Below are 15,080 nucleotides of genomic sequence, written 5' to 3' on the forward strand. Positions count from 1 at the left end.
TAGGACTCATAGGGCGTCCCCTCCCACGAGGCGCTCTCCTTTAATGCAACTTTTGCTCAGCGGCGTGTGTGACCGAAAAACAGCTTCCTGTTTCAGAGGTGGCTGCGCGATTGGGCGTGTTCGCCCTGCTAAAAGGACAGAGCGAATACCAATCAAAAGCGGGTTGAGGGCATTTCCTCAACCATAGAATCTCCCACCCTCGGCTAACTCACTGCGGCAGGGTGACTACCTGCGAACGGATCCTGACTCAATTCACCGTGACAGCCGCATTCAACATCAACACCACAATCAAACCGACCACGGCTACGATGGATTGAACCACCGAAATGGTCTTGGTGGCTTCGCCCATAGTCATGCCGAAGGATTCCTTCACCATCCAGAAGCCCGCATGGTTCGCATAGTTGAAGAACAGCGAGCCACAGCCTATGGACAAGGCAAGCAGAGGCAGGTTGAGGCCGGGATCTGCACCTGCAAGCGGCGCCAGCAAGCCAGCAGCACCAACGATACCTACAGTGGCAGAACCGGTGGATACCGAGAGCAACATCGCGATCAACCAACCCAAGATCAGCGGAGGGAACGCAGACTGCTGGATCAGGTGCACAATGGCATCGCCCACCTTGGCGCTGGTCAGCAGCTCCTGAAAGGCACCACCGCCGGCGATGATCATGATGATTGAGGCGATTGGCTTGAGGCTCTTGCCCAGGGATTCGCGCAATTGCCCCGCATCGCCGCCCCGCGCGAGTACCAGACTTGCCCCGGCGAACAGCACGCCCAGGAGCATGGCTATCAGGGGATTGCCCAAGAAACCAGCTATTTTCAGGATCGCACTGCCCTTGGGTAATACCATCTCAGCGACGGCATGAATCAGCATCAGGATCGCCGGTAGCAAGGCTGCCAGCACGCCAAGCCATACGCTGGTGCTTGGTTGATCGTCGGCTTTTTCAGCCAGGGTGAACTGATCCAGCAAAACCTGATCGGGCCGAGTGCTCATGCGCGGAGAAATGAACGCGCCATAAAGCGGGCCGCCTAAAATCATTGCAGGAATAGCCGCAAGGAAGCCATAGAGCATGGTGGGCCCAACCGAGGTTTTGAGCGCGGCGATAGCCGTCAAGGGGCCAGGGTGCGGCGGTACCATCCCGTGCATGGCTGCAAGTGCCGCAATCACCGGAACCCCCACATACACATACGCTGAACCTTTGAAGCGAGCCTGGCTTTCCAGCTTGCGAGCCACGCTGAATATCAGCGGCAGCATGATCACCAGGCCCACCTCGAAAAACATGGGAATGCCTATTACAAATGCAACCATCATCATGGCCCAAGGAATCATCCGATCCGATGTTCGCTTGAGGATGACCTCGGCGATCTGCTCTGTGACGCCTGCGTCAGCAAGAATTTTGCCTAGCATCGCTCCAAGCGCGATGACGACCCCTACTGCCCCCAGTGTCTTTCCGGCGCCGGTGATCAAGTGGGAGACGATGGTGTCTGGCTCCATACTGGTTGCAAAGCCAACGCCAACGGAAACGACTAGCAAGGCCAGGAGCGGGTGCATTTTGAGACGCGACACGATGAGCGCCACCAGCACCAGGACGCTCACCAATGCGGTCAGCAAGAGGTCTATATCTAAGGGAGTCATAAAAGGATCTCGGTTGGGCTGGCGTTCAAACTGCACTCAGATTTGAAAGAGAAGTTTGAAACCGTAACGCCTGTCGGCGCACACGATAAACCAAACAGCGTTTGGGTGCTTTCAACTTCGGCATTGGATGACGTGTTCATGGAATCTACTCTTGTAATTGGAATATGCTGCTGTTACACAGAATTTCTCGATGCGGCACGATAGGTTTTACTGCAACGTCGCACTTCGAACGTTCTGTATGTATTCGTTTAAATGGGTGAGTTGAATGGTCATCTGCAAATGCAGGCGCAAGTTTCAGCTTTCGCCTTTTGCAAAACCGAATAACCTTCGAGGCGCTTGCACCAGCAACGAATCGCTAACCTGCGTCGAACACTCCAGGGCTTGCAACTGATCGACTACGGTGCCGAAACCGACACTTTGCTCATGCTGCGTATGCGGCCAGTCGCTGCCCCACACCAACTGGTGGAGGCCGAAACTTTGTTCCAACAGCGGTAATGCCTTTCGAGCGAAATTGATGTTCTGTTGCGGCGTACCTCCCAAACGATAGATTCCCGATACCTTCATCCAGATCGAACCTTTCGATCCCAACTCCAGTAACTCGCAAAACCCGGGCTGATCGACGCCCGAATTGGCATCCGGCCGACCAAAGTGATCAACCACCAACTTCAAACCGAACGGCATCAATTGATGGATCAGTCCCGGCAGGTCTATTACCTCCCGATGCAACTCGACATGCCAGTCAAGATCAGCAATGTGGCTGAAAAACTCTCTCCAGGCACTGTTACGAAAATCAGGTAACGCCTTACCCATCAGGTTCAAGCGAACGCCGACCACGCGCAGGTGATCCATGTCATTCAACGTGGCGCGACTGACGCCTGGTTCCAGCACAACCACGCCTCGCAATTGCTCCGGCGCCTGCCTCAACGCCGCCAGCAAGTAGCTATTGTCGGTGCCGAGAAAGCTCGGTTGCACCAATACGCCATGACTCAGACCATGAGCGTGCAAGTGCGTCAGATACTGCTCAAGCGTGGCGTCGTAATCAGGCGTATAGCGCCGTGCACCGACCAGATTCAGATCACGGCTAAACACATGAGCATGGGAGTCGATGCCGGTGATCGGCGTAGAACTGGTGTCAGTCATAGCGTTCATCTATAGAAGGTAAAGGGCATCAGGCCCGGGCGCTCTCGTTGCCATTGACCGTTGCTGGCACCGATGAACTCGAAGCTTCGAGGCTGCGTCCACGGGTTTCCGGCAGGCAAAGTGCCGCGACTACCGCCACGCCATAGGCAATCCCGGCGTCGATACCAATCGCAGACCCCAGGGACATGGAGTCGCTCATGTGACCGACCAGGAAAGGGAACACCGCGGAGAGCACCCGGCCAAAGTTGTAGCAGAAGCCCACACCGGCACCGCGTACATCCGCCGGGTACAGCTCGTTGAACAGTGCGCCAAGGCTCGCGGGAATACCGGCCGCGAAAAAACCGAGCGGGAAACCAAGGAACAACATCTGGGTATTGGTCAGGGGCATGAACACATAACACTGCACAGTGACGACACAGCACAGCGCGAACAGGACGATGTTTTTACGACGGCCAATACGGTCGATCAGAAACCCGCTGACCACGCATCCACACCAAAAGGCCAGGATGATCACCGCCAGGTAGCCGCCAGAGTTGAGTACCGACAGGTTGCGTTCGGTCTTGAGAAACGTCGGCAGCCAGGTCATCACCGCGTGGTAACCACCGTGCGCCCCCAGGCCCAACAGACCACCGAACAACGTCACGCGGATCAGTTCGGGGCGGAAAATACCGGCCAGGGATTTGAAGAAGCTTTGCGGAATCGCGTTTTGCTTTTGCAGGCGCTGGAAACTGTCAGGTTCCTCGACATTACGCCGTACCCAGATGATCAGGAACGACGGCAGCAGGCCCACGATAAACATCACACGCCAGGCCATGTCTTGCGGGACGAAAGAATAAATCAGCGCAAACACGCCGACGGCCAGCCCCCAACCCACGGCCCAGGCACTCTGCACGGTGCCCATCACTTTGCCGCGATATTGAGGGTTGATGGTTTCAGCCATCAGCACCGCGCCGGCCGCCCACTCGCCACCGATGCCGAAGCCTTGCAGTGCCTTGACGATCAACAGCTGATGAAAGCCCGTGACGAACGCGGACAGAAAGGTGAAGACCGAGAACCACACAATCATCCATTGCAGTGTGCGTACCCGGCCATAGCGGTCGGACAATGTCCCCCCTACCCAGCCGCCGATGGCCGAAGTGACCAGCGTGACCCCGCTGATCAGCCCTGCATCACCCTTGGTCAAGGCAAACGCGGCGATCAACGCCGGAATCGCCAGGCCGAACATTTGTACTTCCAGCGCGTCGAGCGACCATCCGCCGAAGCAGGCCCAAAACGTTTTGCGCTCCCGAGGAGTGACTTGGCGATACCAGCTGAACATGATTCTTATCCTTATAGGTGGAACGTGAGGCAGCCGAGAGCGAACCGCGCCGCTACGGGGCCAGTCATGAACACAAAACAATGAAGCCAGCGGCGAGCGTCTCGCCGCTTGACGATCCGCTACCCAGGCACGGGTTAACGAATCTCCACGCTGTAACGGAAGTGCTCGGCATGCCCGCGAGAACGGCGCCACTCCAGCGGCGTGCCCGCGTAATCACGCGCCAGACGCTCAATAACCACCACCGGGCTGTTGACCGGGACCTGCAGCAATCGCGCGTGCACGTCATTCACCGATTCGGCGGTCAGCGTTTCTTCGGCCGATGCGACAACCTGACCGCAGACCTCTTCATAGATCGGATACAGCAGCGGCCCTTTCAGACTCAGGTCGATCTCCAACAGTGGTTGGAAGCGGTCGCGTGGCAGCCAGATTTCTTCGGCGAGCACCGGCTTAACATCAAGCAGTCGCACGCGGACGATGCGAATGACTGGCGCTTCGGGAGGCAGCCCCAAGGCCTGTGCCACCGCCGAGGGCGCAGGCACCGGTTCAATCGACAGGATGCGACTTTCCGGTACCTGGCGTTCGCCGGCAGCGGTTTGAAAACGGAAGAATCGGAATAGCGAAGACTGGAATTGTGGTCGCCGAATAAAGGTACCTCGACCTTGTTGCCGCTCCAGAATGCCCTCACTGACCAAGGCATCGACCGCTTTGCGCACGGTCCCCGTGGACAATTGGTATTCGGCCGAAAGCGCGGCTTCGGTGGGAATGGCTTCCCCTGGACGCCAGCGATTATTGGCGATCTGTTCAGCCAATTGATCACGCAAGCGTTGGTAAAGCGGCAGGCGGACATCACTGGAGAGAGCATTCATCGACTTTATTCACCTTGTTATCTAGTCATATATATGAATATTGGTGCGAGTATTTCCCCAGATCACTTGCCTGTCAAGGAGCGGCAAGGCACCTTGCAGACGAATGGCGGGGTGACACCGAGGGAAGTCGAATTAAGTCTTGGTCATGGATGCAGACGTTCGATCCTGCTAACGATCTAAACCTTGGCTAGCTCAACCGCATCAAGACCGGCGCAGTGGATTTCATCTACCGGGCACCCAAGGACTTTATAGATCTCAGAAATCACCTGCATCGTTGCGTCTTCGATCGTGCCTTCATTACGGCATAGAACCCAGCCGTGATCCGCCATCGCACGTTCGAACGCGTTGGTACAAGCGACCTGTTCTTCCAGCTTATGGATGACCGTACTGCTCAACCCACGCTGTCGTGCCGCAGCCCTGGCCCATGAAATATCAGGGTCGGTGACAACCCCGACATGCAGGTCTGGCACTCGCACGTTTCGATCAATGTTTAACTGCAGGATCTCTGCAAACGGGATTATCCGGCGAAACGCCGCATCTGACGGGTACCAGCGATCGATCAGGATGATGCTGCCCGGTGGCTGTTTAGTCAGCACATGCAGGGAAATCCAGTTGCGGCTATCAGCAAGGCGCTCACAAACCGCCCACTCCAGATCCCGAGCGGGATTTCTGACGAGCTTGTTAACGAGGGCCATTGTTTCACCCCTATAGGGATCGCTTTTTTTCTCGCAAAGTCGGATCACCATTTTGTTGTCGGCGCGCAGCACTTTCGTAACGGCCTCCAACAGCGTGGTTTTGCCGGTGCCCTTGGGCCCATCGAGTGAAACAAACAGCGGACGATTCATTCTTCAAATAACGATTGGTATACGTTTTTTTGCCCGGTTCGTTCGCTGTAACCGCTTGGCGCGACGTTGCGAATCAAGTGGAGGGACCTTATGAACTGACATTAGATGAGCACTCTAACCCGGATTCTGGCTAATAGTTCTCAGAACCAGGTTCTCTTCCAACCAGCCTAACCTGCGTTCGATGATGTTGCGCCGGTCGCAATGGCGTCGCAGGCGCTCAGCGTCCTAGCCCTTGTCCGCCAGCGACCAGCCTGGTTCATCGCCCGATTGAGCCGTTTCAGACTCGACCGGGAGACACGATGATTTTGACGTTGTGCTCCTTGTTGTTCACCAGCTCCTCGAAGCCCTGCCCCACGATCTGCTCCAACTGAATGCGCCCCGTCACCAGCGGCGTGATATCCAGGCGGCCATCCGCGATAAAAGCGATCACATCCGCGAACTCACCGTTATAGGCCAGCGCACCCAGCACTTGTTTTTCGGTCGCCACCAGCTCGAAAAAGTTGAACTCGCTGGGCTCCTCGAAGATCCCCACCAGTACGCACTTGCCGGCTTTGCGGATCAGATCGATCGCGAGCTTGGCCGTGTGTTTGTTGCCGATGCATTCGAAGCTGACATCCGCCCCGAGCCCACCCGTCAGGCGCCGCACTTCAGCCAAGGCATCGCACTCCTTGGGATCAAGCACATGGGTCGCCCCCACTTCCAGGGCCTTGGCCTTGCGCGCCCCAGACATTTCCAGAGCGATCACCTGAGCCGCACCGGCAGCCTTGGCGCACATGATGGTGCATAAGCCAATGGTGCCCGCACCCACGACGACAACGTTCTGCCCGAGCAGGCTCCCGGCTTTTTTCACCGCGTGCATGCCCACCGCCAGTGGCTCGATCAGGGCCCCGGCTTCCGCAGGAAAATTCGCCGGCAACTTGTACAACAGATTCGCCGGCACGTTGACCCGTTCGGCGAAGGCACCATTATTCATCAGTCCGGTGAAGGCCAGGTTCTCGCAGATGTTGTACAGCCCGTGGGTGCAGTAATAGCAGGTACCGCAGTGTTGGCAGGCATCGGCCGCCACCGGTTCGCCGACGCTGAAACCCTCGACACCGGCACCGAGCTCGACGATTTCGCCACAAAACTCGTGACCGAGAATGCACTGGCCCTTGATTCCGGTCAGTGGGTGCGGCGCATCAACCGGTATGAACACCGGCCCGGCCACGTACTCATGCAGATCGGAACCACAAATTCCGCACCATTGCACACGGATCTGCACCCAACCGGCCGGTGGCGCCATTGGCAGCGGAACGTCTTCGACACGAATATCGTGGCGGCCGTGCCAGACAGCGGCACGCATACTGCGTTGAGGATTGCTCGGAAGGCTCATAGCGACATCTCCTTGAAATAGTGACTCCTGGCAGCCCGCGAGAGGCCGCCAGGAGGGGCGTCAGTGCTGTTGCACAAACTTCAGAATCAATTGGTTGACTTGTTCGGCCGCTTCCATCTGCACCATGTGTGCCTGACCTGGCAGGACCTCGACCTGGGCCTTCAGCCCGGCACTATGGTTCGCTGGAATAATCGCGTCGTCACTGCCCCAGATCAGCAATACCGGCTGCTCGCCGTCCTGCACCACGCCCCGAAGATCGAGCTGCTGAGATCCTTCCTTGAACAAGCCTGATACCAGCAGGCGCAGGGCCGTGCCCACGCCCTCCAGGCGCTTGTACTTGAGCATGTCTTCGAGCATCTGCCGGTTGACCAGATCAGGATTGGAGAACAGTTTCACCAACTGTGTCTTGAGGGCATTGCGGTTGGCCGCCTCGACAAAACCTTCCAGGTAATCGCCGTTGATGCCCTCCCCCAGACCTGCGCTGCCGATCAAGGTCAAGCTCCGTACCCGCTTCGGTTCCAGACGCGCAACGTTCAGCGACACCGCTCCGCCCATGGAATGACCCACCAGATGCGCTGCCGGAATGTCCAGGTGATCCAGCAGCGTCAGCACTGCGCTGCTCAGCTCATCCAGGTCTCCGCGCTCCAGTTGTTTGGTCGACTCGCCATGGCCTGGCAGGTCCAGAGCAACCACCCGACGCCCGGCAGCCAATGCTTCATGATTGAACATCCAGTTGTTCAGGTCACCGCCAAAGCCGTGCACCAGTACCAATGGCACCCCGCCTTCGCCGCGCTCGAAGTAACGGATCAACCGCCCGTCCAGCTCGACCTTTTGCGGCGTCGGCCCCTGGTCTTCCTCAGCGCTGCCCCCAGGCACGAACGTGGCCTGAAACTGCTCGATAACCGCGTCGATCTCGACCTCGCTCGCCTCGCCATCGACCACGATGCCGAGTAGCGCACCCACCGCGAGGGTTTCGTCCTGGCGGGCGATCTGCCGACGAAGCACCCCCGAAAAAGGCGCCTCGACACTGCTGGAGATTTTGTCGGTTTCGACGTCCAGCACTTCGTCGCCCTTGGCGATGGCCTCGCCTTCTTCCTTGAGCCAGACATCGACCCGGCCCTCCGTCATGGACAGGCCCCACTTGGGCATGGTCAAGGTATGGATCTGGCTCATGAACGCTTGCTCCACTCGATCAGTTTGAGCACGGCGTTCTCGATCTTCGCCGCGTCGGGAATGTAGAGGTCTTCCAGGGCGTCAGAGAACGGTACCGGCGTATGCGGTGCAGTGACCATCTCGATCGGCGCCTTGAGCGAGGCGAATGCTTTTTGCGCCACCAAAGCCGAAATATCAGTGGCCATGGAGCAACGCGGGTTGGCTTCGTCGATGACCACCAGGCGTCCGGTCTTCTCCACACTTTCCAAAATACTGTCTTCGTCCAGCGGGCTGGTGGTGCGCAAGTCGATTACCTCGCAATCGATGCCGCGCGCGGCCAGATTGCGGGCAGCGTCCATCGCGGTGTTGACCGTGCGGCCATAGGAGACCAGCGTCACATCCTTGCCATCACGCAGGAAATTGGCTTCGCCGAAGGGGATGGTATAGAGCTCTTGCGGTACTTCACCCTGCATGCTGTAGAGCAATTTGTGTTCACAGAAGATCACCGGATCGTTGTCGCGGATCGCCTGGATAAGCAACCCTTTGGCGTCATAAGGTGACGACGGGCAGACCACTTTCAGCCCTGGAATGTGAGTCCACAATGAGGTCAGCATCTGCGAGTGCTGGGCGGCGGCCCGCAACCCGGCACCGACCATCGTGCGGATTACCAGTGGCGTGGACGCCTTGCCGCCGAACATGTAGCGAAACTTGGCCGCCTGATTGAGGATCTGGTCCAGGCAGCAACCGGCGAAGTCGACGAACATCAACTCACACACCGGGCGCACGCCGCAGGTCGCGGCGCCCACGGCAGCACCGACATAGCCCAACTCCGACAATGGCGTGTCCAGCACTCGCCCCGGGAATTGGTGATAGAGGCCCTTGGTCACGCCCAGCACCCCGCCCCAGGCATCGTTTTCACCGGGGGCACCGGCACCGCCGGCGACGTCCTCCCCCATGATGAACACGCTGGGATCGCGGCGCATTTCCTGGGCCAGCGCTTCGTTGATTGCCTGCTGATAACTGATTTTTCTCGCCATGATGAAGGTCTCGATTCTTGTTATGGGGGCGTTCAGGGATAGGAAACGTAGACGTCGGAAAGCAGGTCGGCCGCGCTTGGCTTGGGGTCGGACTTGGCCTTGCGCACGGCGTTCTCGATCAGCAGGTCCACCTCGCTGTCGATCTGGTCCAACTGGCTGGCCTGCACCCGCCCGGCGCGGATGACGCGATCGTGGAACTGCATCAAACAATCGTTGTGCTCGCGGAAATGCTTGACCTCGTCCGGCGCCCGATAGGTCTGGGCATCGCCTTCAAAGTGACCGTAATAGCGAGTCAGTTTGACCTCGATCAGCGACGGCCCCTCCCCGGCCCTGGCCCGTTTCACGGCGGCACCGGCGGCTTCGTGAACGGCGAAGAAGTCGAAACCGTCCACCGTGACGCCGGGCATGCCGAAACCGGCTGCGCGGTCGGCGATGTGATCGCAGGCCACCGACCAGTTGGAGGCCGTGGCTTCGGCGTAACCGTTGTTCTCGGCAATGAAAAGGCACGGCAGATTCCACACCGAGGCCATGTTCATCGCTTCGAACACCGCCCCTTCGTTGGAACCACCGTCGCCAAAGAACACCACCGCAACACTGTCAGTGCCCTTGAGTTTCGCAGCCAGCGCCGCGCCCACGACCAGCGGCGCACCGGCCCCCACAATGCCATTGGCACCGAGCATGCCCTTCTCGAAATCGGCGATGTGCATGGAGCCGCCTTTGCCTTGGCAGACCCCGGTTTTCTTGCCGTAGATCTCGGCCATCATCCCGTACACATCGACGCCTTTGGCGATGCAGTGGCCGTGACCACGGTGGTTGGAGGCAATGCAATCGTCATCCCCCAAGTGGGCCATGACCCCGGCGGCCGAGGCCTCTTCGCCGGCATACAGATGGACAAAACCGGGAATCTCACCGGTGGCAAATTCCACGTGCAGGCGCTCTTCAAAGACGCGGATGGTGCGCATCACCTGATAGGCATGCAGCAATTGATCAGCGGTCAGCTGTGTCGACATTTTTATTCTCCAGGGTGTCTTGTGATTCAAGGTTCAGAGGGTGTTGCGGGTGCTCGCTACCGATGGCCAGTAGTCGCTGTTGCGCGGCATGGGCCAGGGTCGCATTGACATCGATGCTCAGCGGACCGCCGGCATCGAGAGTGACCGTGGGCCGGTCATGGGCGTTGAATTCGATCTCGCGCTCGCCATCCAGAGCGAGGGTTCCGCTGACCAGGCACAGACGATGGGCGACCCCGGGTTCAAGGCTTCCGGCCGCGAGCACACCGCAGCCTTGCAGCAGGCCTGGAGCCAGAGGCACCAACAGCGCTTCGGGCGATCGCGCATCGAGTCGCATCCAGGCTCCGCCAGGCGCGTGGCGTGACACGGGAAACCACAAGCCGCAAAGAGCCGAGATGCCAATGGACTGAGGTTCGGCAAAGGTCACAAAGACCTCGGCCAGATCGGCCCCGCGACTGATGGCCCGTGCGCCGACAAAGGGCAGCGAGGACACCGCCACGTCCACCAGGGCCATCTCGCACAGGCCACGACTCGGTTCGCGCACCAGCAAGCGTTTGTTGCGGCGCAAGGCGATCTCGGGCGGGATCCGCCCACTGACAAACAGCCCGCCGGCCAACCCGGCGCTGGTGGCTTCACGTAATTCCGGAAAGGCGTTATTGGTGCCGGTGGACAGCGTCAGCAGCGGAATGTCGCCCACTTCAGCGGCCACCGCCTTGTGAGTGCCGTCACCGCCCAGCACCGCAATCAGCGCAACACCGCGTTCAGCCATCCAGCGTGCCGCGAGGCGGGTGTCCTCGACGCTTTGGCGCAGGGTCAGGTCGAGAAACTCAAGGGCCGGCCAGTGGCTGCTGCGCGCCTGGCGGCCGTGGCTGTTTTTCAGCACGGCGGCGGCAATCCCGGTCATGTCCGTGGGCATCAGCACCCGTTCGACACCCGTGGCGCCAAAGGCCGCCAGCAAGCGCTGGATCACCGAGACCTTGTCGGTGCTGGAAAACAACCCGGCGTTGGCGGTCAGTCGCCGCACGTCGCGGCCGGAGGCCGGGTTGGCAATGATGCCTACGGTCAGCGGCGCACGACTCATGACGCCACCATCGGCAGATCAAGGAAAGGGTTTCGGCAGGACATCGGGCACCTCTTTTTATTATTGGGTGGCCAGTCGGGCTGGTTGCCAGAGCTAGAGCAAGGCCGGTGCCAGGTCTGCAAAAACGCCTGAAAAAGCCCGCCGTAGAGCGTTCCGATGGTCACCCATGGGTGGCCCGAATCCATTCCGAATGAGACGCGTCATGTCAGGCTGCACGAGGTGGCGGCGAGACGGTGAGACGTCGCGTCTCACCGCCGGCCCCGCTTGCCTCGACACTTGTCTGTGACCCATGAACGGCGCTTAATAGCCGCACAACTAAAAGAAGATGGAACCGGAGGCCTTAATGCTTTCCGCACACTCAAAGGCGCATGTGGATTGCGTCAGCCGTGTTTTGAAAAATGCCGGACATTTGCCGCAGCTGCCTGTGTCGGACCTGATTCTCGACTCCTGGCGCCGCTCCATGGAGCAACACCACCTGGATCCCGGCTCGCTACAAGGACCACGGATCCTCTCGCAGAACGTGCTGCAGGAATGCCGCGAGCGCTCCGAGCTGTTCTTGCGCATCGCCAGTGAAGAAGTCGCCCGCCTCCACGGTCGGGTCCGCGATGCCGACTACTGCGTCCTGCTCACCGACGCTCAGGGCCAGACCATCGATTACCGTGTCGAATCCTCCATCCGCAATGACTGCCGCAAGGCCGGTCTTTACCTCGGCACTTGCTGGTCGGAGGGTGAGGAAGGTACGTGTGGCGTGGCGGCGGTACTGACTGCGCGAACGCCGGTCACCGTCCACAAACGCGATCATTTTCGCGCCGCCTTCATCGGACTCACCTGCTCGGCCGCGCCGGTCTTCGACCCCAAGGGGGAACTGCTCGGGGTGCTCGATGTGTCGGCGGTGCGCTCACCCGACGACCGCCGCTCCCAACACCTGATCCGGCAGATGGTGGTGCAGAGCGCGCGTGAAATCGAACAGGCATTTTTCATGAGCAGCGCCCAGGGCTATTGGGTGCTGCGAGCCCACAGCAGCCCAGGCTACGTCGACAGCCAACCCGATTACTTGCTCGCCTGGGACGACGACGGCTGCCTGCAGGCGTTGAACCCTGCTGCGCGCCAATGGCTGTTGCACAGTTTTGGTCAACTGCCGGAACACATTGGCCAAGTGTTCGATCAGCAGTTGCTGCATCGGATCAGAGACGAGTCGCTGTGCCTGTTGCACAGCCAGGATGGCCACACGCAAGTGCACGGTCGTCTTAACGTGCCACGGCGGGTGAAGCGCAACGCTTCGCGACTGGCACTGACACCCGCCGAACTCGACCCGCGACTGGAAGAAAGCCTGCGTCTTGCCGTGCGGGTTAAAGACCGCAACCTGCCGGTGCTGATCCAGGGCGAAACCGGTTCCGGCAAGGAAGTCTTCGCCCGTCAGTTGCACCAAGCCAGCCAGCGCCGCGAGCGGCCGTTCGTTGCGGTGAACTGCGCGGCGATCCCCGAGAACCTGATCGAAAGCGAATTATTTGGCTATGTCGCCGGTGCCTTCACAGGTGCCTCGAGCAAGGGCATGCAAGGGCTGCTGGAACAGGCCGATGGCGGCACTCTGTTTCTCGATGAAATCGGCGACATGCCCCTGCCCTTGCAAACACGGCTGCTGCGGGTTCTTGCAGAGGGTGAAGTGGCGCCTCTGGGAGCTTCACGCAGCAGAGCGATCGACCTTCAGGTCGTCTGCGCAAGCCACCGCGATCTGGAAGGACTGGTCGCCTCGGGTGAGTTTCGGGAAGACCTCTACTTTCGTTTGAATGGTGCGCGCTTCCAGTTACCGCCGTTGCGCGAGCGTAGTGACCGGTTGGCGCTGATCAACCGGATTCTCGATGAGGAATCGACGCTTTGCGCGGAACCGATGCAACTGGGAGGTGCGGCTCTGGAATGCCTGCTCGGCTACCGCTGGCCAGGTAACGTACGTCAGTTACGGCATGTGCTGCGTTATGCCTGCGCGGTGTGCGATTCAAACCTGATTCAGGTCAGCCATTTGCCCGAGCAGTTGCAAGATCACCGACTTGATGGACCAACCATCGATGGCTGTGCGAGCCCGGAACGTCAGGCCCTACTCGATGCCTTGGTGCGCCACCGCTGGAAACCCACCGCCGCTGCCAAGGCATTGGGTATCTCACGGGCAACCCTGTATCGGCGGGTGCATCAGCACGGGATCGACATGCCTGGCAGAAGCCAGGTGTAAGCCTGTCACGACACGTGGATTGAAAGTAGCCGGCGCCTCGGCGGCCTGATCGCGATTCCATCGACTCGATTTTCCGATTTGCCCCGAATAGTTCTTGGAATGTGCGGGAGGTTTTTCGCTTTTTCAGCTTGCTGAAACGTTTCATCAAGTCTATAAAAATGGCACAACTCCAAGAAAGGCTGCTGCCATGACCCCGCTCAAACTCTTTGTTGCCCTCAGCGCACTGTCCGCTGCCTCCCACGCCATGGCCTGGGATTACGTTCTTCTAGACACCGACAAAGCCGCCCAGGACTGGCAGATCACCAGCCAGCAACTCGGCGTAAAAACCGACAAACCCTTCAGTGTCACCCTGCGCACCTTGCACGGCGGTCGGCAGGAAGGCGTCAGCATCGTCGACATCGATAACGGCACGATGAAACTCTCGGTCGTGCCGACTCGTGGAATGAACGTCTTGCACGCCTCGGTCGGCAATGTGCGCATGGGCTGGGATTCGCCGGTCAAGGAAGTGGTCAATCCGGCCTTTATCGAACTCAATGGCCGTGGTGGTCTGGGCTGGCTGGAAGGATTCAATGAGCTGGTCACCCGCTGCGGATACGAATGGGTCGGCCACCCCGGTGTCGACAACGGCGAACTGCTGACCCTGCACGGTCGGGCCGCCAACATTCCTGCGAACACCGTCACCCTGCACATCGATGAAAAACCACCGTACGCCATCACCCTGCGCGGCGAATTGAAAGAACAGGCGTTCAAGAAGGTCGACTTCTCTGTGGCGACCGAACTGGTCACCGAACCCGGCAGCGTGGTGTTCGCCCTCAACGACACCCTGACCAATAACGGTGACTATCCGAAGGAATACCAGGCGCTGTATCACAGTAACTTAAGCACCCCGTTCCTGGAGCAAGGCGCTCGTTTCTCCGCACCGGTGAAACAGGTGTCACCGTTCAACGACAAGGCCAAGGGCGACCTGCCCGACTGGCAAACCTACCGCGCACCGACCAAGGACTACGACGAAACGGTTTATAACGTGGTGCCGTATGCCGATGCCAAGGGCGATACGTTGACCGTGTTACATAACAAGGCCGGCAGCCTGGGTGTTTCGGTCGGTTTCAACACGCAGACACTGCCCGTGTTTTCTCTGTGGAAAAACACCGATACCCAAGGCCAGGGCTATGTCACGGGGCTGGAGCCGGGGACAAGTTTTTCCTATAACCGCCGTTATCAGCGGCCACTGAACCTGGTACCGACCATTGGGCCGAAGGAACACAAGCAGTTCCGCATCAGCTACAGCTTGTTGGCGGATAAGGCGGCCGTGGATAAGGCCTTGAAGCAGGTGAGCGAGATTCAGGGGGGGCGCGAGACTGAGGTGCGGCAGACGCCGCTGGTTGATCTGACCAAGGGGTGACAC

Annotated in this window: 12 protein-coding genes; 2 read left to right on the forward strand and 10 right to left on the reverse strand. The window is 59.3% G+C overall.

Annotated elements, in window-relative coordinates; translation table 11 throughout:
- Positions 1–247 precede the first annotated feature (247 nt).
- The 10 genes from F7R06_RS05625 to F7R06_RS05670 form a co-directional block, all read right to left on the reverse strand.
- A complete protein-coding gene (locus tag F7R06_RS05625) occupies positions 248–1,633 on the reverse strand; it encodes a GntP family permease (protein ID WP_090321685.1) in 1,386 nt (461 codons plus the stop codon).
- A 294-nt stretch (positions 1,634–1,927) separates the two neighbouring features.
- A complete protein-coding gene (locus tag F7R06_RS05630) occupies positions 1,928–2,773 on the reverse strand; it encodes an amidohydrolase family protein (protein WP_090321683.1) in 846 nt (281 codons plus the stop codon).
- 28 nt (positions 2,774–2,801) lie between these two features.
- Positions 2,802–4,091 (reverse strand): MFS transporter, encoded by a 1,290-nt coding sequence (locus tag F7R06_RS05635; protein WP_090321681.1) that lies wholly within the window; start codon positions 4,089–4,091, stop codon positions 2,802–2,804.
- A gap of 134 nt (positions 4,092–4,225) precedes the next feature.
- A complete protein-coding gene (locus F7R06_RS05640) occupies positions 4,226–4,957 on the reverse strand; it encodes a GntR family transcriptional regulator (protein WP_090321679.1) in 732 nt (243 codons plus the stop codon).
- Between the two features lie 176 nt (positions 4,958–5,133).
- On the reverse strand, positions 5,134–5,802 hold the full coding sequence (locus tag F7R06_RS05645) for a dTMP kinase (RefSeq protein WP_090321676.1): 669 nt from the start codon (positions 5,800–5,802) through the stop codon (positions 5,134–5,136).
- A 277-nt stretch (positions 5,803–6,079) separates the two neighbouring features.
- Positions 6,080–7,144, reverse strand: a complete 1,065-nt coding sequence (locus F7R06_RS05650) for a 2,3-butanediol dehydrogenase (protein WP_245706734.1) — start codon at positions 7,142–7,144, stop codon at positions 6,080–6,082.
- Between the two features lie 90 nt (positions 7,145–7,234).
- Positions 7,235–8,347: an acetoin dehydrogenase dihydrolipoyllysine-residue acetyltransferase subunit gene (locus F7R06_RS05655; RefSeq protein ID WP_090321671.1), complete on the reverse strand. Its 1,113-nt coding sequence runs from the start codon at positions 8,345–8,347 to the stop codon at positions 7,235–7,237.
- A complete protein-coding gene (locus tag F7R06_RS05660; RefSeq protein ID WP_090321669.1) occupies positions 8,344–9,363 on the reverse strand; it encodes an alpha-ketoacid dehydrogenase subunit beta in 1,020 nt (339 codons plus the stop codon). The genes F7R06_RS05655 and F7R06_RS05660 overlap by 4 nt, the downstream gene beginning before the upstream one ends.
- Positions 9,364–9,395: 32 nt before the next feature.
- Positions 9,396–10,373, reverse strand: a complete 978-nt coding sequence (locus F7R06_RS05665) for a thiamine pyrophosphate-dependent dehydrogenase E1 component subunit alpha (RefSeq protein ID WP_090321666.1) — start codon at positions 10,371–10,373, stop codon at positions 9,396–9,398.
- A complete protein-coding gene (locus F7R06_RS05670) occupies positions 10,351–11,451 on the reverse strand; it encodes an ATP-NAD kinase family protein (RefSeq protein WP_090321663.1) in 1,101 nt (366 codons plus the stop codon). The genes F7R06_RS05665 and F7R06_RS05670 overlap by 23 nt, the downstream gene beginning before the upstream one ends.
- A 343-nt stretch (positions 11,452–11,794) precedes the next feature.
- Here F7R06_RS05670 and F7R06_RS05675 point away from each other — a divergent pair, with 343 nt between their 5' ends.
- Together F7R06_RS05675 and F7R06_RS05680 are read left to right on the forward strand one after the other, a co-directional pair.
- Positions 11,795–13,675 (forward strand): sigma-54-dependent Fis family transcriptional regulator, encoded by a 1,881-nt coding sequence (locus F7R06_RS05675; protein WP_090321661.1) that lies wholly within the window; start codon positions 11,795–11,797, stop codon positions 13,673–13,675.
- A gap of 187 nt (positions 13,676–13,862) precedes the next feature.
- A complete protein-coding gene (locus F7R06_RS05680; protein WP_090321658.1) occupies positions 13,863–15,077 on the forward strand; it encodes an aldose 1-epimerase family protein in 1,215 nt (404 codons plus the stop codon).
- Positions 15,078–15,080 lie beyond the last annotated feature (3 nt).

It is taken from the genome of Pseudomonas moorei, assembly GCF_008801475.1.
Lineage (GTDB): Bacteria > Pseudomonadota > Gammaproteobacteria > Pseudomonadales > Pseudomonadaceae > Aquipseudomonas > Aquipseudomonas moorei.